This is a genomic window from Citrobacter sp. Igbk 16 (assembly GCF_028069755.1).
Lineage (GTDB): Bacteria > Pseudomonadota > Gammaproteobacteria > Enterobacterales > Enterobacteriaceae > Citrobacter.
The window spans coordinates 191,912-209,496 of the sequence record NZ_JANEWJ010000001.1 but is presented as its reverse complement, the minus strand read 5'-3'; the positions used below and the strand labels follow the sequence as shown (position 1 = coordinate 209,496).

Annotated in this window: 18 protein-coding genes; all 18 read left to right on the top strand. The window is 55.8% G+C overall.

From position 1 onward, the window contains the following. Positions 1-187 precede the first annotated feature (187 nt). Entirely contained in the window at positions 188-2,467 is a 2,280-nt protein-coding gene (gene maeB / locus NNO03_RS01015) for an NADP-dependent oxaloacetate-decarboxylating malate dehydrogenase (RefSeq protein WP_271440170.1), read from the top strand. Positions 2,468-2,626: 159 nt separating this feature from the next. Further along, positions 2,627-2,962 carry an ethanolamine utilization microcompartment protein EutS gene (gene eutS, locus NNO03_RS01010; RefSeq protein ID WP_137384748.1) on the top strand — a complete coding sequence of 112 codons (336 nt, stop codon included), beginning with the start codon at positions 2,627-2,629 and terminating at the stop codon, positions 2,960-2,962. 12 nt (positions 2,963-2,974) lie between these two features. Further along, positions 2,975-3,454, top strand: coding sequence for an ethanolamine utilization acetate kinase EutP (gene eutP / locus NNO03_RS01005; RefSeq protein ID WP_016153958.1), 480 nt, complete (start codon positions 2,975-2,977; stop codon positions 3,452-3,454). After that, on the top strand, positions 3,432-4,139 hold the full coding sequence (eutQ, locus tag NNO03_RS01000; protein WP_271448585.1) for an ethanolamine utilization acetate kinase EutQ: 708 nt from the start codon (positions 3,432-3,434) through the stop codon (positions 4,137-4,139). The genes eutP and eutQ overlap by 23 nt, the downstream gene beginning before the upstream one ends. A gap of 9 nt (positions 4,140-4,148) precedes the next feature. After that, a complete protein-coding gene (eutT, locus tag NNO03_RS00995) occupies positions 4,149-4,952 on the top strand; it encodes an ethanolamine utilization cob(I)yrinic acid a,c-diamide adenosyltransferase EutT (protein ID WP_271440172.1) in 804 nt (267 codons plus the stop codon). Beyond that, positions 4,949-5,965 (top strand): phosphate acetyltransferase, encoded by a 1,017-nt coding sequence (gene pta, locus NNO03_RS00990; protein ID WP_271448584.1) that lies wholly within the window; start codon positions 4,949-4,951, stop codon positions 5,963-5,965. Before eutT ends, pta begins: the two co-directional genes overlap by 4 nt. A gap of 39 nt (positions 5,966-6,004) precedes the next feature. Then, complete coding sequence (eutM, locus tag NNO03_RS00985) at positions 6,005-6,298, top strand: ethanolamine utilization microcompartment protein EutM (protein ID WP_003835054.1); 294 nt, start codon at positions 6,005-6,007, stop codon at positions 6,296-6,298. Between the two features lie 110 nt (positions 6,299-6,408). Next, on the top strand, positions 6,409-6,696 hold the full coding sequence (gene eutN / locus NNO03_RS00980; RefSeq protein ID WP_137384744.1) for an ethanolamine utilization microcompartment protein EutN: 288 nt from the start codon (positions 6,409-6,411) through the stop codon (positions 6,694-6,696). Positions 6,697-6,707: 11 nt separating this feature from the next. Beyond that, positions 6,708-8,111 (top strand): aldehyde dehydrogenase family protein, encoded by a 1,404-nt coding sequence (locus NNO03_RS00975; RefSeq protein WP_271448583.1) that lies wholly within the window; start codon positions 6,708-6,710, stop codon positions 8,109-8,111. A gap of 32 nt (positions 8,112-8,143) precedes the next feature. Next, complete coding sequence (gene eutJ / locus NNO03_RS00970) at positions 8,144-8,983, top strand: ethanolamine utilization protein EutJ (RefSeq protein WP_271448582.1); 840 nt, start codon at positions 8,144-8,146, stop codon at positions 8,981-8,983. Next, positions 8,973-10,160, top strand: coding sequence for an ethanolamine utilization ethanol dehydrogenase EutG (eutG, locus tag NNO03_RS00965; protein ID WP_271448581.1), 1,188 nt, complete (start codon positions 8,973-8,975; stop codon positions 10,158-10,160). The genes eutJ and eutG overlap by 11 nt, the downstream gene beginning before the upstream one ends. Before the next feature lie 119 nt (positions 10,161-10,279). After that, the gene (eutH, locus tag NNO03_RS00960) at positions 10,280-11,512 is read left to right on the top strand and encodes an ethanolamine utilization protein EutH (protein ID WP_003835043.1); all 1,233 of its coding nucleotides are present in this window, start codon (positions 10,280-10,282) and stop codon (positions 11,510-11,512) included. Further along, on the top strand, positions 11,509-12,912 hold the full coding sequence (eutA, locus tag NNO03_RS00955; protein ID WP_271448580.1) for an ethanolamine ammonia-lyase reactivating factor EutA: 1,404 nt from the start codon (positions 11,509-11,511) through the stop codon (positions 12,910-12,912). The genes eutH and eutA overlap by 4 nt, the downstream gene beginning before the upstream one ends. A gap of 11 nt (positions 12,913-12,923) precedes the next feature. Further along, positions 12,924-14,285, top strand: coding sequence for an ethanolamine ammonia-lyase subunit alpha (gene eutB, locus NNO03_RS00950; protein WP_003038029.1), 1,362 nt, complete (start codon positions 12,924-12,926; stop codon positions 14,283-14,285). Between the two features lie 20 nt (positions 14,286-14,305). Beyond that, on the top strand, positions 14,306-15,202 hold the full coding sequence (eutC, locus tag NNO03_RS00945) for an ethanolamine ammonia-lyase subunit EutC (RefSeq protein WP_271440177.1): 897 nt from the start codon (positions 14,306-14,308) through the stop codon (positions 15,200-15,202). Between the two features lie 9 nt (positions 15,203-15,211). Further along, positions 15,212-15,871: an ethanolamine utilization microcompartment protein EutL gene (gene eutL / locus NNO03_RS00940; RefSeq protein ID WP_198903394.1), complete on the top strand. Its 660-nt coding sequence runs from the start codon at positions 15,212-15,214 to the stop codon at positions 15,869-15,871. An 11-nt stretch (positions 15,872-15,882) separates the two neighbouring features. Next, on the top strand, positions 15,883-16,413 hold the full coding sequence (gene eutK, locus NNO03_RS00935) for an ethanolamine utilization microcompartment protein EutK (RefSeq protein ID WP_137384737.1): 531 nt from the start codon (positions 15,883-15,885) through the stop codon (positions 16,411-16,413). Positions 16,414-16,461: 48 nt separating this feature from the next. Beyond that, entirely contained in the window at positions 16,462-17,514 is a 1,053-nt protein-coding gene (gene eutR / locus NNO03_RS00930) for an HTH-type transcriptional regulator EutR (protein WP_271440178.1), read from the top strand. Positions 17,515-17,585 lie beyond the last annotated feature (71 nt).

Genomic DNA, 17,585 nt, shown 5'->3' with positions numbered 1-17,585 from the left:
ACAGGCATGGTATTGCTGGCTTAAGCAGGTAACATAGCTGTTATAAATTGATAACAAATTCTTTCTTTGAATGGTGAGAGTTTGGAGGCCTTCAAAGTTTGTGCCGCTGACTGAGGTGATAATGTGCGGCTCAGCAGAATGGTTACCCGCGCCACTTTTTTGATAGATACGTGAAAGGAACAACAAGATGGATGACCAGTTAAAACAAAGCGCCCTCGATTTCCACGAATTTCCAGTACCCGGTAAAATCCAGGTTTCTCCGACCAAGCCGCTGGCAACACAGCGCGATCTTGCTCTGGCCTACTCGCCGGGCGTAGCTGCACCGTGCCTTGAAATTGAAAAAGACCCGCTGGCAGCCTACAAATATACCGCGCGTGGCAACCTTGTCGCGGTTATCTCTAACGGTACTGCGGTGCTGGGACTGGGTAACATCGGTGCACTAGCCGGTAAACCCGTGATGGAAGGTAAAGGCGTTCTGTTTAAGAAATTCGCCGGAATTGACGTGTTCGATATTGAAGTCGATGAACTCGATCCGGATAAATTTATCAATGTCGTGGCGGCCCTCGAACCTACATTTGGCGGTATCAACCTCGAAGACATCAAAGCGCCGGAATGTTTCTACATTGAGCAAAAGCTGCGTGAGCGCATGAATATTCCGGTATTCCATGATGACCAGCACGGCACTGCGATTATCAGTACGGCCGCCATTCTTAACGGTCTGCGGGTGGTAGAGAAGAATATTTCTGATGTGCGCATGGTGGTGTCTGGCGCAGGTGCTGCGGCGATTGCCTGTATGAACCTGCTGGTGGCGCTGGGTATGCAGAAGCACAATATTGTGGTCTGCGACTCCAAAGGCGTGATTTACAAAGACCGCGAGCCGAATATGGCGGAAACCAAAGCGGCTTATGCGGTGGTAGATGACGGTAAGCGTACGCTGGATGACGTGATTGACGGTGCAGACATTTTCCTCGGCTGCTCGGGTCCGAAAGTATTGACTCAGGAAATGGTCAAGAAAATGGCCCGTGCGCCAATGATCCTGGCACTCGCCAACCCGGAACCGGAAATCCTGCCGCCGTTGGCGAAAGAAGTCCGGTCTGATGCCATCATCTGTACTGGTCGTTCCGACTACCCGAACCAGGTAAACAACGTCCTGTGCTTCCCGTTCATCTTCCGTGGTGCGCTGGATGTGGGTGCTACCGCCATCAACGAAGAGATGAAACTGGCCGCGGTACACGCGATCGCAGAACTGGCGCATGCTGAACAGAGCGAAGTCGTGGCTTCGGCTTACGGCGATCAGGATCTGAGCTTCGGCCCGGAATACATTATTCCTAAACCGTTTGACCCACGATTGATTGTCAAAATCGCGCCAGCGGTAGCGAAAGCGGCGATGGACTCCGGTGTGGCAACACGTCCGATTGCTGATTTTGACGCTTACATCGATAAGCTGACCGAATTCGTTTACAAAACCAACCTGTTCATGAAGCCGATTTTCTCGCTGGCGCGCAAAGCGCCGAAGCGTGTGGTGCTGACGGAAGGGGAAGAAGCGCGTGTACTGCACGCAACGCAGGAATTGATCACCTTAGGCCTGGCGAAGCCGATCCTGATTGGTCGTCCGAGTGTGATCGAAATGCGTATCCAGAAGTTGGGTTTGCAGATCAAAGCTGGCGTCGATTTCGAGATCGTCAATAATGAATCCGATCCACGCTTCAAAGAGTACTGGAGCGAGTATTACCAGATCATGAAGCGCCGGGGGATCACCCAGGAACAGGCGCAGCGCGCAGTGATCGCCAACACCACGGTGATCGGTGCGATCATGGTGCAGCGTGGCGAAGCAGATGCAATGATCTGCGGTACGATTGGCGACTACCATGAGCATTTCAGCGTGGTGAAAGAGGTGTTTGGTCATCGTGAAGGTGTCCATACGGCAGGGGCGATGAATGCGCTGCTGCTGCCAAGCGGAAACACCTTTATTGCGGATACCTACGTTAACGATGACCCGACGCCGGAACAGCTGGCTGAAATCGCCGTGATGGCGGCAGAAACAGTGCGTCGTTTCGGTATCGAACCGAAAGTGGCGTTGCTGTCGCACTCTAACTTTGGCTCTTCCAATTGCCCATCCGCCAGCAAAATGCGCGACGCGCTGGAGCTGATTAAGGCGCGTGCGCCTGAGCTGATGATCGACGGTGAAATGCACGGTGATGCGGCGCTGGTAGAGAGCATTCGTAACGATCGGATGCCGGACAGCCCGCTGAAAGGCTCAGCCAATATTCTGGTGATGCCGAATATGGAAGCTGCCCGTATTAGTTACAACTTACTACGCGTTTCCAGTTCGGAAGGTGTTACCGTGGGGCCGGTGCTGATGGGGGTCGCTAAACCTGTTCACGTATTAACGCCAATTGCCTCTGTTCGTCGTATCGTTAATATGGTGGCGCTGGCGGTCGTAGAAGCCCAAACGCAACCGCTGTAATTTCACTTTAATTATTTCCGGCGCGGGGTTCTCCCGCGCCTTTTTATTTTTCATTTCTTAGTGATCTACTTCACCTTTTAAACCCACTTGCCGAATTTTGTTATTTACTCTGACAAAAAATTGCCACGATGAGGACAGTTTTAGCAGAGGCGGTGAGCAATGGAAAAAGAACGCATCATTCAGGAATTTGTGCCGGGAAAACAGGTCACGCTGGCGCATCTGATTGCGCACCCCGGTGAAGAACTGGCGAAAAAGATCGGCGTTCCCGAAGCGGGTGCTATCGGCATCATGACGCTTACGCCGGGAGAAACCGCGATGATCGCCGGCGATTTGGCTATGAAGGCAGCAGATGTACATATCGGTTTTCTCGATAGATTCAGTGGTGCGCTGGTGATCTACGGCTCTGTTGGTGCGGTCGAAGAAGCATTATTGCAGACCGTTAGCGGCCTGGGTCGGGTATTAAATTTCACTTTGTGCAACCTGACAAAAAGTTAATCAGAGGCGGCGATGAAACGTATTGCTTTTGTCGGTACGGTCGGGGCGGGGAAAACAACGCTTTTTAATGCGCTCCAGGGAAATTATTCCCTCGCCAGAAAAACACAGGCCGTGGAGTTTAATGAAAACGGTGATATCGATACACCCGGAGAATATTTTAGCCATCCGCGCTGGTATCACGCCTTAATTACCACGCTGCAAGATGTTGATACGTTGATTTATATACACGCGGCAAATGATAAAGAAAGTCGCTTACCTGCCGGGCTGTTGGATATCGGCGCCAGTAAACGACAAATCGCCGTTATCAGTAAAACGGACATGCCGGATGCCGACGTCGCCGCAACGCGACAACTACTTCGCGGGATAGGGTTCCAGGAGCCAATTTTTGAACTCAATAGCCATGACCCGCGCAGCGTGCAGCACCTGGTGGATTATCTGACTGAGCTCAGCCAAAAGGAGGAAAGGGCAGGTGAAAAAACTCATCACAGCTAACGATATTCGTGCGGCCCACGCACGCGGCGAACAGGAATTGTCGGTTGTTCTGCGCGCCAGCATCATCACCCCGGAGGCTCGCGAGGTTGCGGAGCTGCTGGGCGTCACTATCACTGAATGCGACGAATCAGCACCAGTTGCAGCAACCGCCGCAGCGGCCGCTCCAGTGGATGATGGCAAATCGGAAAGTCAGCGCATTCGCGAAACCATCATCGCGCAACTGCCGGAAGGGCAGTTCACCGAAAGCCTGGTCGCGCAGTTGATGGATAAAGTCATGAAGGAGAAGCAGTCGCTGGAGCAGGGCGGAATGCAGCCGAGCTTTAACTCGGTTACCGGCAAAGGCGGCGTGAAAGTCATTGAAGGCAGCAGCGTGAAGTTTGGTCGTTTTGACGGTGCTCAACCGCACTGTGTTGGCTTAACCGACTTAGTGACCGACCAGGACGGCAGCAGTATGGCCGCCGGCTTCATGCAGTGGGATAACGCTTTTTTCCCATGGACGCTGAACTACGACGAAATCGACATGATTCTGGAAGGCGAACTGCACGTTCGTCATGAAGGCGAAACCATGATTGCGAAAGCCGGGGATGTGATGTTTATCCCGAAAGGCTCCAGCATCGAGTTTGGTACGCCATCGACTGTGAAATTCCTGTATGTGGCCTGGCCTGCGAACTGGCAGTCCTGCTAAGGCGGATGTATGAAGGATTTCATTACCGAAGCATGGCTAAGAGCGAATCACACGCTTAGCGAAGGAGCTGAAATTCACCTCCCCGCTGATGCTCGCTTGACGCCGTCTGCCCGGGAACTGCTGGAAAGCCGACATCTGCGCATTAAGTTTATCGACGAGCAGGGCAGTCTGTTTATCGATGACGAAGAACAGCAGCCGCAGCCGGTGCATGGTTTAACCAGTAGTGATACGCATCCACAGGCCAGTTGCGAACTGTGCCATCAACCGGTGATGAAGAAGCCTGACACGCTGACACATTTGACGGCAGACAAGATGGTCGCCAAAAGCGATCCGCGACTGGGATTTCGTGCGGCGCTGGACAGCACCATTGGTCTGGCGGTGTGGCTGCAGATTGAACTGGCGGAGCCGTGGCAGCCATGGCTGGCGGATATCCGCTCACGTTTGGGCAACATCATGCGTGCCGATGCCATGGACGAACCGCTGTCCGCGCAGTCAATCGTCGGTTTAAGCGATGAAGACTTGCACCGCCTGTCGCATCAGCCATTGCGCTATCTGGATCACGATCATCTGGTGCCTGAAGCCAGCCATGGACGCGATTCTGCATTGCTCAATCTGCTGCGCACCAAAGTCCGTGAAACGGAAACCGTAGCGGCGCAGGTGTTTATCACCCGCAGTTTTGAAGTATTGCGACCGGACATTCTGCAGGCGCTGAATCGCCTGTCGAGTACGGTCTACGTGATGATGATTCTGAGCGTGGCGAAGCATCCGCTAAGCGTCAGCCAAATCCAACAGCGACTGGGGGAGAAGCAATGATCATTGAACGTGCTCGTCAACTCGCCCAGCGCGCACCCGCTCGGGTGGTGTTCCCGGATGCGCTGGATGTTCGGGTGCTGAAAGCCGCGAACTACCTGCATCAGCACGGCCTGGCGCATCCCATTCTCGTCGCCAGCCCGTTCGCGCTACGCCAGTTTGCCCTCAGCCATCGCGTGGCAATGGACGGTATTCAGGTGATTGACCCACAAAGCAACCCGCAAATGCGAGAGGAATTTGCGCTGCGTTGGCTGGCTCGGGCGGGAGAGAAAACGCCGCCAGATGCACTTGAGAAACTCAACGATCCGCTAATGTTCGCGGCAGCGATGGTCAGCGCAGGTAAAGCCGATGTTTGTATTGCTGGCAACCTGTCATCAACCGCGAATGTGCTGCGTGCAGGGCTACGCATCATTGGGTTACAGCCGGGATGCAAAACGCTGTCGTCGATTTTCCTGATGCTGCCGCAGTACCTCGGGCCGTCATTAGGGTTTGCCGATTGCAGCGTGGTGCCGCAGCCAACTGCTGCACAACTGGCGGATATTGCGATTGCCAGTGCGCAGACCTGGCAGGCCATTACCGGAGAAGAACCGCGTGTCGCCATGCTGTCCTTTTCAAGTAATGGCAGTGCGCGCCATCCCAACGTTGCCAACGTGCAGCAGGCGACCGAGATCGTTCGTGAGCGTGCCCCGCAGCTTACCGTGGACGGAGAACTGCAGTTTGATGCCGCTTTTGTACCGGATGTCGCCGCGCAAAAAGCGCCTGCCAGTCCGCTACACGGCAATGCCAATGTGATGGTCTTCCCGTCACTGGAGGCAGGCAACATTGGTTACAAAATCGCTCAGCGCCTGGGAGGGTATCGTGCAGTCGGTCCGTTGATTCAAGGGCTTGCTGCACCGCTTCATGACCTTTCTCGCGGCTGTAGCGTACAGGAAATTATCGAACTGGCGTTGGTGGCAGCAGTGCCGCGCCAGACTGACGTGAGTCGTGAAGACGCCTCACAAACACTGGTTGTTTAGGTCCCGTTCTGGACCCCTTCTACTTAAGAGGAAAGCACAATGGAAGCATTAGGAATGATTGAAACCCGGGGCCTGGTTGCACTGATTGAGGCTTCTGACGCAATGGTTAAAGCGGCACGCGTGAAACTGGTTGGCGTGAAGCAAATCGGTGGCGGTCTGGTTACCGCAATGGTTCGTGGCGACGTGGCGGCCTGCAAAGCAGCAACGGATGCGGGTGCTGCTGCAGCACAGCGCATTGGGGAACTGGTTTCTGTACATGTGATTCCGCGCCCGCATGGCGATCTGGAAGAAGTCTTCCCGATCAGCTTTAAAGGCGATAGCAACGACATGTAAGTAGTCCATGTGACGCCACATCATTGCTGGCGTCACCCTCTCTCCTTTTCACATTACCTTCTGCGGAGGGTAGGGGGAGGTTTTACCTGAAATATGCCACGGAGGCGGGTATGAAACTGGCAATCGTCACAGGACAAATCGTTTGTACCGTACGCCATCAGGGACTCGCGCACGATAAGTTGCTGATGGTGGAAATGATTGATGCCCAGGGAAATCCTGACGGGCAGTGTGCTGTTGCGATCGACAGCATCGGAGCTGGAAACGGAGAGTGGGTGCTGCTGGTCAGCGGAAGCTCAGCCCGTCAGGCGCACCATAACGAATCATCGCCTGTCGATTTGTGCGTGATTGGCATTGTCGATGAAGTGGTGGCAGGTGGTCAGGTGATCTTCCATAAATAGGGCAGAAAATCATGAATCAACAGGATATTGAACAGGTCGTGAAAGCGGTACTGCTGAAAATGAAAGACAGCAGCCAGCCCGTTAGTGCCGTTCAAGAAATGGGCGTTTTTGCCTCCCTGGATGACGCAGTGGCGGCCGCAAAACTGGCCCAGCAGGGGCTGAAAAGCGTCGCTATGCGCCAACTGGCCATTCACGCTATTCGTGAAGCGGGCGAAAAACACGCCAGAGAATTAGCGGAGCTTGCCGTTAGTGAAACCGGTATGGGACGCGTTGAAGATAAATTTGCCAAAAACGTGGCTCAGGCCCGTGGCACACCGGGTGTGGAATGCCTGTCTCCACAGGTTCTGACCGGCGATAACGGCTTGACCTTGATTGAAAACGCACCGTGGGGCGTAGTGGCTTCGGTGACACCGTCCACCAACCCGGCGGCAACCGTCATTAACAACGCCATCAGCCTGATTGCTGCGGGTAACAGCGTGGTCTTTGCTCCGCACCCGGCGGCTAAACGTGTTTCTCAGCGTGCCATCACCCTGCTCAACCAGGCGGTGGTTGCTGCGGGTGGCCCGGCGAATCTGCTGGTCACCGTTGCCAACCCGGATATCGAAACCGCTCAGCGTCTGTTCAAGTACCCTGGTATCGGCCTGCTGGTGGTAACCGGTGGCGAAGCGGTAGTGGAATCGGCGCGTAAACACACCAATAAACGTCTGATTGCCGCAGGTGCGGGTAATCCACCAGTGGTGGTTGATGAAACGGCCGATCTGGTACGTGCTGCACAGTCCATCGTCAAAGGCGCATCGTTTGATAACAACATCATTTGTGCCGACGAAAAAGTGCTGATTGTTGTCGACAGTGTTGCTGACGAACTGATGCGCCTGATGGAAAGCCAGCATGCGGTCAAGCTGACGGCGGCCCAGGCTGAGCAACTGCAACCGGTGCTGCTGAAAAATGTTGATGAGCGCGGCAAAGGTACGGTCAGCCGTGACTGGGTCGGGCGTGACGCTGGAAAAATCGCTGCGGCGATTGGCCTGAACGTACCGGATCAAACCCGGTTGTTATTCGTCGAAACCCCGGCCACGCATCCATTCGCTGTCACCGAACTGATGATGCCGGTACTGCCAGTGGTGCGGGTTGCCAACGTTGATGAGGCCATTGATCTGGCCGTCGCGCTTGAAGGCGGTTGCCACCACACGGCGGCAATGCACTCACGCAACATCGACAATATGAACCGTATGGCTAACGCCATTGATACCAGCATTTTCGTCAAGAATGGGCCGTGTATTGCAGGCCTGGGACTCGGTGGCGAAGGCTGGACCACGATGACCATTACCACGCCAACCGGGGAAGGGGTGACCAGTGCGCGCACGTTTGTGCGTCTGCGTCGCTGTGTGTTGGTGGATGCGTTTCGCATCGTATAACAGTTAGTCCATCAGGCTATAGGGAGAAAGAGATGGCGCACGACGAACAACGTTGGCTCACACCCAGACTGCAAAAAGCGGCAACGCTATGTAACCAGACACCTGCCGTGAGCGAATCACCGCTGTGGCTGGGCGTTGATTTGGGGACATGTGATGTGGTGTCGATGGTTGTCGACAGCGACGGGCAGCCGGTTGCGGTCTGTCTGGACTGGGCTGATGTTGTGCGCGATGGCATCGTTTGGGATTTCTTCGGTGCGGTGACCATCGTTCGTCGCCATCTCGATACGCTTGAACAACAGTTAGGTTGCCGTTTTACCCATGCGGCGACCTCATTCCCACCGGGAACCGACCCGCGTATCTCCATCAACGTGCTGGAATCCGCCGGGCTTGACGTGAGTCATGTGTTAGACGAGCCGACCGCGGTGGCGGATCTGCTGCAACTGGATAACGCCGGGGTCGTGGATATTGGTGGTGGTACTACCGGAATTGCCATTGTTAAACAGGGCAAAGTGACCTACTCCGCCGATGAAGCGACCGGTGGACACCACATTTCCCTGACGCTGGCGGGAAATCGCCGCATTCAGCTCGAAGAAGCTGAGCAGTACAAGCGCAGCAACGGTAAAGAAACTTGGCCGGTGGTGAAGCCGGTCTACGAAAAGATGGCGGAAATCGTAGCTCACCATATTGCAGGACAGGGAGTTACCGATTTATGGCTGGCCGGTGGTTCCTGCATGCAGCCGGGAGTCGATGAGCTGTTCCGTAAGCGTTTTCCGGAACTGCAAGTGCACTTACCGCAGCACAGCCTGTTCATGACCCCGCTGGCGATTGCAAATAGCGGAAAAGAAAAAGCGGAAGGAATCTATGCAAGCTGAATTGCAGACCGCGCTCTTTCAGGCATTCGACACCCTGAATCTGCAACGCGTTAAAACGTTTAGTGTTCCCCCTGTCACATTGTGCGGGTTGGGTGCGCTCAGCACCTGCGGGCAGGAAGCGCAAACACGCGGACTGACGCATATGTTTGTCATGGTGGATAGCTTCCTGCATCAGGCGGGAATGACGGCCTCGCTTGAGCGTAGCCTGGCGATGAAAGGTGTGGCGATGACGCTGTGGCCGTGCCCGGTGGGCGAGCCGTGCATCACGGATGTCTGCGCGGCGGTCGCGCAACTGCGTGAATCGAAGTGCGACGGCGTCGTGGCCTTTGGTGGCGGTTCCGTACTGGATGCGGCCAAAGCGGTCGCACTGCTGGTGACCAACCCGACCCAGACGCTGGCTGACATGGACGAACGCAGCGTGTTACGTCCACGGTTGCCACTGATTGCTGTACCGACTACCGCCGGAACAGGCTCAGAAACCACCAACGTCACGGTGATTATTGATGCCGCGACCGGGCTGAAGAAAGTGCTGGCGCATGCAACCCTGATGCCGGATGTGGCGATTCTGGATGCCGCGCTGACGGAAGGTGTGCCCGCGCACGTGACGGCGATGACCGGAATTGATGCGCTAACCCATGCGGTTGAAGCCTACAGCGCGCTGAACGCGACGCCGTTTACCGACAGCTTGGCGATTGGCGCGATTGCGATGATCGGCAAATCGCTGCCGAAGGCCGTTGGCTACGGTCAGGATTTGGCGGCACGCGAAAGCATGTTACTGGCCTCCTGTATGGCCGGAATGGCGTTTTCCAGTGCGGGGCTGGGCTTGTGCCATGCAATGGCGCACCAGCCGGGGGCGACGCTGCACATCCCGCACGGACAGGCTAATGCCATGCTGCTGCCCACGGTCATGGGGTTTAACCGCATGGTGTGTCGCGAACGCTTCAGCCATATCGGGCGGGCATTAACCAATAAGAAATCGGACGATCGTGACGCCATCAGCGCGGTTAGCGATCTGATTAACGAGGTGGGCCAGACCAAACGACTCTCTGACGTTGGGGCAAAGCCTGAGCATTACAGCGCATGGGCTCACGCCGCGCTGGAGGATATTTGTATTCGCAGTAACCCACGCACCGCCACACAGGCACAGATTATCGACCTGTACGCGGCTGCCGGGTAATGCCTGTAGGCCGGATAAGGTGCTCGCACCGCCATCCGGCAATAACACGGCGTTAATGCCGGAGGCGACGTAAATGTCTTATCCGGCCTACAAATCACAAATGACAGGGAGTAGGGGCTATGGGAATTAACGAAATCATCATGTACATCATGATGTTCTTTATGCTGATTGCCGCCGTGGACAGGATCCTGTCGCAGTTCGGCGGTTCGGCACGCTTCCTCGGTAAGTTCGGTAAGAGTATTGAGGGATCGGGCGGCCAGTTTGAAGAAGGCTTTATGGCGATGGGCGCGTTGGGTCTGGCGATGGTGGGTATGACCGCGCTGGCACCGGTACTGGCGCATGTGCTCGGGCCAGTAATTATTCCGCTGTACGAAATGTTGGGCGCGAACCCGTCGATGTTTGCCGGAACGCTGCTGGCGTGCGATATGGGCGGCTTCTTCCTGGCGAAAGAACTGGCGGGCGGCGACGTTGCGGCGTGGCTGTACTCTGGCCTGATCCTTGGGGCGATGATGGGGCCGACGTTGGTGTTCTCCATTCCAGTTGCGCTGGGGATTATTGAACCGTCTGACCGTCGTTATCTGGCGCTGGGCGTGCTGGCCGGTATCGTCACCATTCCGATTGGTTGTATTGCGGGCGGTTTGATTGCGATGTACTCCGGCGTCGAAATCAACGGGCAGCCGGTGGAGTTCACCTTCGCGCTGATCCTGATGAATATGATCCCGGTGCTGATCGTGGCCGTGCTGGTGGCGCTGGGACTGAAATTTATCCCGGAAAAAATGATCAACGGCTTCCAGATCTTCGCGAAATTCCTGGTGGCGCTGATCACCATCGGTCTGGCGGCTGCGGTGGTCAAATTCCTGCTCGGCTGGGAGCTGATCCCGGGTCTTGATCCTATCTTCATGGCTCCGGGCGACAAACCGGGTGAAGTGATGCGCGCCATCGAAGTTATCGGTTCTATTTCCTGCGTGCTGCTCGGTGCGTACCCAATGGTGTTGCTGCTGACTCGTTGGTTTGAAAAACCGCTGATGAGCGTCGGTAACCTGTTAAAAATCAATAATATTGCGGCTGCTGGTATGGTGGCGACGCTGGCGAACAACATCCCAATGTTCGGCATGATGAAGAATATGGATACCCGCGGCAAAGTGATCAACTGCGCCTTTGCGGTCTCCGCGGCCTTCGCGCTGGGTGACCACTTAGGCTTCGCCGCAGCGAACATGAACGCCATGATCTTCCCGATGATTGTCGGCAAGCTGATTGGCGGCGTGACGGCGATTGGTGTGGCTATGCTGTTGGTACCGAAAGATGAAGATGTTCCAGCAGAAGTAGAAACCAACCCGGAGGCGCAATCGTGAATACTCGCCAGCTACTGAGCGTCGGTATCGATATCGGCACCACCACCACTCAGGTGATCTTCTCTCGCCTTGAGCTGGTTAACCGTGCGGCAGTGTCGCAGGTGCCGCGCTACGAATTCATCAAACGCGAAATTAGCTGGCAAAGCCCGGTTTTCTTTACCCCCGTTGATAAGCAGGGCGGGCTGAAAGAAGCCGAACTGAAAGCGCTGATCCTCGCCCAGTATCAGGCGGCGGGTATCGCACCAGAAACCGTCGATTCCGGCGCGATCATCATTACCGGGGAAAGTGCGAAAACCCGCAATGCGCGTCCGGCGGTGATGACGCTCTCCCAGTCGTTGGGTGATTTCGTGGTGGCCAGCGCCGGTCCACATCTGGAATCGGTGATTGCTGGTCATGGTGCGGGTGCCCAGACCCTGTCAGAGCAGAAGTTGTGCCGTGTACTGAATATCGACATCGGTGGCGGGACGTCGAATTACGTGCTGTTCGACGCGGGAAAAGTCAGCGGTTCAGCCTGCCTGAACGTCGGTGGGCGTCTGCTGGAAACGGACGGCCAGGGGCGCGTGGTTCACGCGCATCAGCCGGGACAGATGATTGTCGATGACGTTTTTGGCCCTGGCACCGATGCGCGTTCGCTTAACGCCACGCAACTGGTTCAGGTGGCGCGACGGATGGCGGCGCTGATTGTGGAAGTGATTGAAGGCACGCTTTCACCACTGGCGCAGGCGCTGATGCAAACCGGTCTGCTGCCTGCGGGCGTGAAACCGGAAGTGATTACGTTGTCCGGCGGGGTGGGCGAATGCTACCGCAACCAACCTGCCGATCCGTTCTGTTTTTCCGACATCGGGCCACTGCTCGCCACGGCGCTGCATGAGCACCCGCGTCTGCGTGAGATGAACGTGCAGTTCCCGGCGCAAACCGTGCGCGCCACGGTGATTGGTGCTGGTGCGCATACGCTGTCGCTTTCGGGCAGCACCATCTGGCTGGAGGGTGTTCAGCTTCCGCTGCGCAATCTGCCGGTGGCGATTCCGGTGGATGAGTCCGATTTGGTTGCTGCCTGGCAACAGGCATTGATGCAGCTCGATCTGGATCCACAAACGGATGCTTATGTGCTTGCGCTGCCCGGTTCGTTACCGGTGCGTTACGCCGCGCTGTTAACGGTGATTGACGCGCTGCTGGCCTTCGTCGCGCGTTATCCGAATCCGCATCCCCTGCTGGTGGTAGCCGAGCAGGATTTTGGTAAAGCCCTGGGCATGCTGTTACGCCCACAGTTACAGCAACACCCGCTGGCAGTCATCGATGAGGTGGTTGTCCGGGCGGGGGACTATATCGACATTGGTACGCCTCTTTTTGGCGGATCGGTTGTGCCGGTGACGGTGAAATCACTCGCATTTCCTTCCTGAGGGAACGACTTATGAAACTAAAGACCACATTGTTCGGCAATGTTTATCAGTTTAAGGATGTAAAAGAGGTGCTGGCAAAAGCCAACGAACTGCGTTCGGGGGATGTGCTGGCAGGAGTGGCCGCAACAAGCTCGCAGGAGCGTGTGGCTGCCAAGCAGGTGTTGTCGGAAATGACGGTGGCGGATATCCGCAATAACCCGGTGATTTCCTATGAAGAAGACTGCGTAACGCGTCTGATTCAGGATGACGTCAACGAAACGGCCTATAACCGCATCAAAAACTGGAGTATCAGTGAGCTGCGCGAGTATGTGCTGAGCGATGAAACTTCTGTCGATGACATTGCGTTTACGCGCAAAGGGTTAACGTCGGAAGTCGTTGCTGCGGTGGCTAAAATCTGTTCCAACGCGGACCTGATCTACGGCGGCAAGAAAATGCCGGTGATCAAAAAGGCGAACACCACCATTGGCTTGCCGGGCACCTTTAGCTGCCGTTTGCAGCCGAACGATACCCGTGACGATGTACAGAGTATCGCCGCTCAAATCTATGAAGGTCTTTCCTTCGGTGCGGGTGATGCGGTCATTGGGGTCAACCCGGTAACGGATGATGTGGAGAACTTAAGCCGCGTCCTCGATACCGTGTATGGCGTCATCGACAAATTTAACATTCCGACCCAGGGCTGCGTACTGGCGCACGTCACCACGCAGATTGAAGCAATTCGTCGCGGCGCGCCGGGCGGGCTGATTTTCCAGAGTATCTGCGGCAGTGAAAAAGGCTTAAAAGAGTTTGGCGTTGAGCTGGCGATGCTGGATGAAGCGCGTGCTGTGGGAGCAGAGTTTAACCGTATCGCCGGGGAAAACTGCCTGTACTTCGAAACCGGGCAAGGGTCTGCGCTTTCTGCTGGCGCTAACTTTGGTGCCGATCAGGTGACGATGGAAGCGCGTAACTACGGGCTGGCGCGTCACTACGATCCGTTCCTGGTGAACACCGTGGTGGGCTTTATCGGACCAGAGTATCTCTACAACGACCGTCAGATCATTCGTGCCGGTCTGGAAGACCACTTCATGGGCAAGCTGAGCGGCATCTCAATGGGCTGTGACTGCTGCTACACCAACCATGCTGATGCTGACCAGAACCTCAACGAAAACCTGATGATTCTGCTCGCCACCGCTGGCTGCAACTACATCATGGGCATGCCGCTCGGTGACGACATCATGCTCAACTACCAGACCACTGCATTCCACGATACCGCGACCGTGCGCCAGCTGCTGAACCTGCGTCCGTCGCCGGAGTTTGAGCGCTGGCTGGAAACCATGGGCATTATGGCAAACGGTCGCCTGACCAAACGGGCGGGCGATCCGTCACTGTTCTTCTGATGACGCGGGGATGACACACGATGGATCAAAAACAGATTGAAGAAATTGTACGCAGCGTAATGGCGTCAATGGGTGAGTCACAGCCGCAGGCTCAGGCACCGTCACCGGAAGCGAAATGCAGCACCACGCAGTGTGCTGCGCCGACAGGTGAAAGCTGTGCGATGGACTTGGGTTCTGCTGAAGCCAAAGCGTGGATTGGCGTCGAAAATCCACACCGTGCGGACGTGTTGACTGAACTGCGTCGCAGTACTGCAGCACGCGTGTGCACCGGTCGTGCCGGTCCTCGCCCGCGTACTCAGGCGTTGTTGCGTTTCCTGGCGGACCATTCGCGTTCGAAAGATACGGTCTTAAAAGAGGTGCCGGAAGAGTGGGTGAAAGCGCAAGGGTTGCTGGAAGTTCGTTCAGAAATCAGTGACAAAAATCTGTATCTGACACGCCCGGATCTGGGGCGTCGTCTGAGTGCGGAAGCCATTGAAGCGTTGAAATCGCAGTGTGTGGCTAACCCGGATGTGCAGGTGATTATCTCTGATGGCCTGTCTACCGATGCGATCACCGCCAACTACGAAGAGATTCTGCCGCCGCTGCTGTCGGGTTTAAAACAAGCCGGGCTGAAGGTCGGTACGCCGTTCTTTGTTCGCTATGGTCGCGTAAAAATCGAAGATCAGATTGGCGAACTGCTGGGGGCGAAAGCGGTGATCCTACTGGTGGGGGAACGTCCGGGCTTAGGCCAGTCGGAGAGCCTTTCCTGCTACGCGGTGTATTCACCGCGCGTGGCGACTACCGTTGAAGCTGACCGCACCTGTATCTCGAACATTCACCAGGGCGGTACGCCTCCGGTAGAAGCGGCTGCGGTAATCGTCGATTTGGCCAAGCGCATGCTGGAGCAGAAAGCATCCGGCATCAATATGACCCGTTAAGGAGGCATCATGCCAGCATTAGATTTGATAAGACCCTCAGTCACCGCGATGCGCGTGATTGCCTCGGTAAATGACGGTTTTGCTCGCGAACTTAAATTACCGCCACATATACGTAGCCTCGGGCTCATCACAGCAGATTCTGATGACGTGGCGTATATTGCCGCAGACGAAGCGACAAAACAGGCAATGGTCGAAGTGGTTTATGGCCGCTCATTGTATGCCGGTGCGGCGCACGGACCTTCTCCCACCGCAGGTGAAGTGCTGATTATGCTCGGCGGGCCGAACCCGGCTGAAGTTCGCGCGGGCCTGGACGCCATGGTTGCCAATATTGAAAGTGGCGCGGCGTTCCAGTGGGCAAATGACGCAGAAAATACCGCCTTCCTGGCGCACGTCGTATCGCGCACGGGTTCGTATCTTTCCGCGACAGCGGGATGTCGGCTTGGCGATCCTATGGCTTATCTGGTGGCACCGCCGCTGGAAGCGACATTCGGTATTGATGCTGCACTGAAATCTGCCGATGTACAGCTGGTGACCTACGTTCCACCACCGTCAGAAACCAACTACTCAGCGGCGTTTTTGACCGGTAGTCAGGCCGCCTGTAAAGCCGCGTGTAACGCCTTTGCCGATGCCGTTCTGGATATTGCCCGTAATCCGGTACAACGCGCGTAAGAGAGGTTGTGATGATCAATGCACTGGGATTACTGGAAGTGGATGGCATGGTTGCGGCTGTTGATGCTGCGGACGCCATGCTGAAAGCTGCGAACGTGCGACTGCTTAGCCACGAAGTGCTCGATCCTGGCAGGCTGACGCTGGTGGTGGAAGGCGATCTGGCGGCGTGCCGCGCTGCGCTGGATGCTGGCAGTGCTGCTGCTGCGCGTACAGGCCGTGTTATCAGCCGTAAGGAGATAGGGCGGCCGGATGATGACACCCAGTGGCTGATCGGCGGTTTTAAACGTGCGCCGAAGAAACCCGCACCGAAGCCAGAAATGAAACCAGAAGCCAAAGCGGAAAAGACACAGGAAGCGCCTGTGACATCTGAGTCTTCTGATGAACTCCTGGCGTTATTGGCATCAACCCGTCAAGGAATGACGGCAGGGGAAGTGGCCGCGCACTTTGGCTGGTCACTTGATAAAGCCAGAAATGCGCTGGAACAGCTCTTTTCTGACGGAGCGTTGCGTAAACGCAGTAGTCGCTATCGCTTAAAAAATTAACCTGTCGGAGGGCCGGGGGCTTCATTGAAGCTTCCGGCTTAAAAGATCATGAAAAAGACCCGTACTGCAAACCTGCACCATCTTTATCATGAAGCATTACCCGAAGACGTTAAACTTACGCCGAAGGTGGAGGTGGACAACGTTCACCAACGGCGAACAACAGATGTGTATGAGCATGCCCTGACGATTACTGCCTGGCAGCAGATTTATGATCAACTGCATCCGGGAAAATTTCATGGCGAGTTCACGGAAATCCTGCTTGATGATATTCAGGTGTTCCGTGAATACACCGGTCTTGCGCTGCGCCAGTCATGCCTGGTTTGGCCGAATTCGTTCTGGTTTGGTATTCCGGCTACGCGCGGCGAGCAGGGATTTATTGGTACGCAATGCCTTGGCAGTGCTGAAATTGCGACCCGCCCAGGCGGAACAGAGTTTGAGCTGAGCACACCGGATGATTACACCATTCTGGGGGTTGTCATTTCGGAAGAGGCGATTGCGCGTCAGGCCAACTTCCTGCATAACCCGGAAAGGGTGCTGCATATGCTGCGCAACCAGTCGGCGCTGGAAGTCAAAGAACAGCACAAAGCTGCGTTATGGGGCTTTGTGCAACAGGCGCTGGCGACGTTTAGTGAAAATCCTGAGAACCTTCATCAGCCGGCGGTGCGCAAAGTATTGGGTGATAACCTGTTGCTGGCGATGGGCACTATGCTGGAAGACGCTCAGCCGATTATGACCGCTGAAAGCATCAGCCATCAGAGTTATCGCCGCCTGCTGTCGCGTGCGCGCGAATATGTGCTGGAAAATATGTCAGAACCGCTGACCGTGCTCGACTTGTGTAACCAGCTACATGTGAGTCGTCGCACGCTGCAAAACGCGTTTCACGCGATCCTGGGTATCGGACCGAATGCCTGGTTAAAGCGTATTCGTCTGAATGCTGTGCGCCGGGAGCTTATTAGCCCGTGGTCGCAAAGTGCAACGGTGAAGGACGCTGCGATGCAGTGGGGATTCTGGCATTTAGGGCAGTTTGCTACCGATTACCAGCAGCTGTTTGCGGAAAAACCCTCGCTGACGCTGCATCAGCGCATGCGTCAGTGGGCGTGATGACATTCTTGTGCCGGATGCGACGCTAACGCGTCTTATCCGGCCTACGGGTTTTGCCGTTGCTGTAAGCC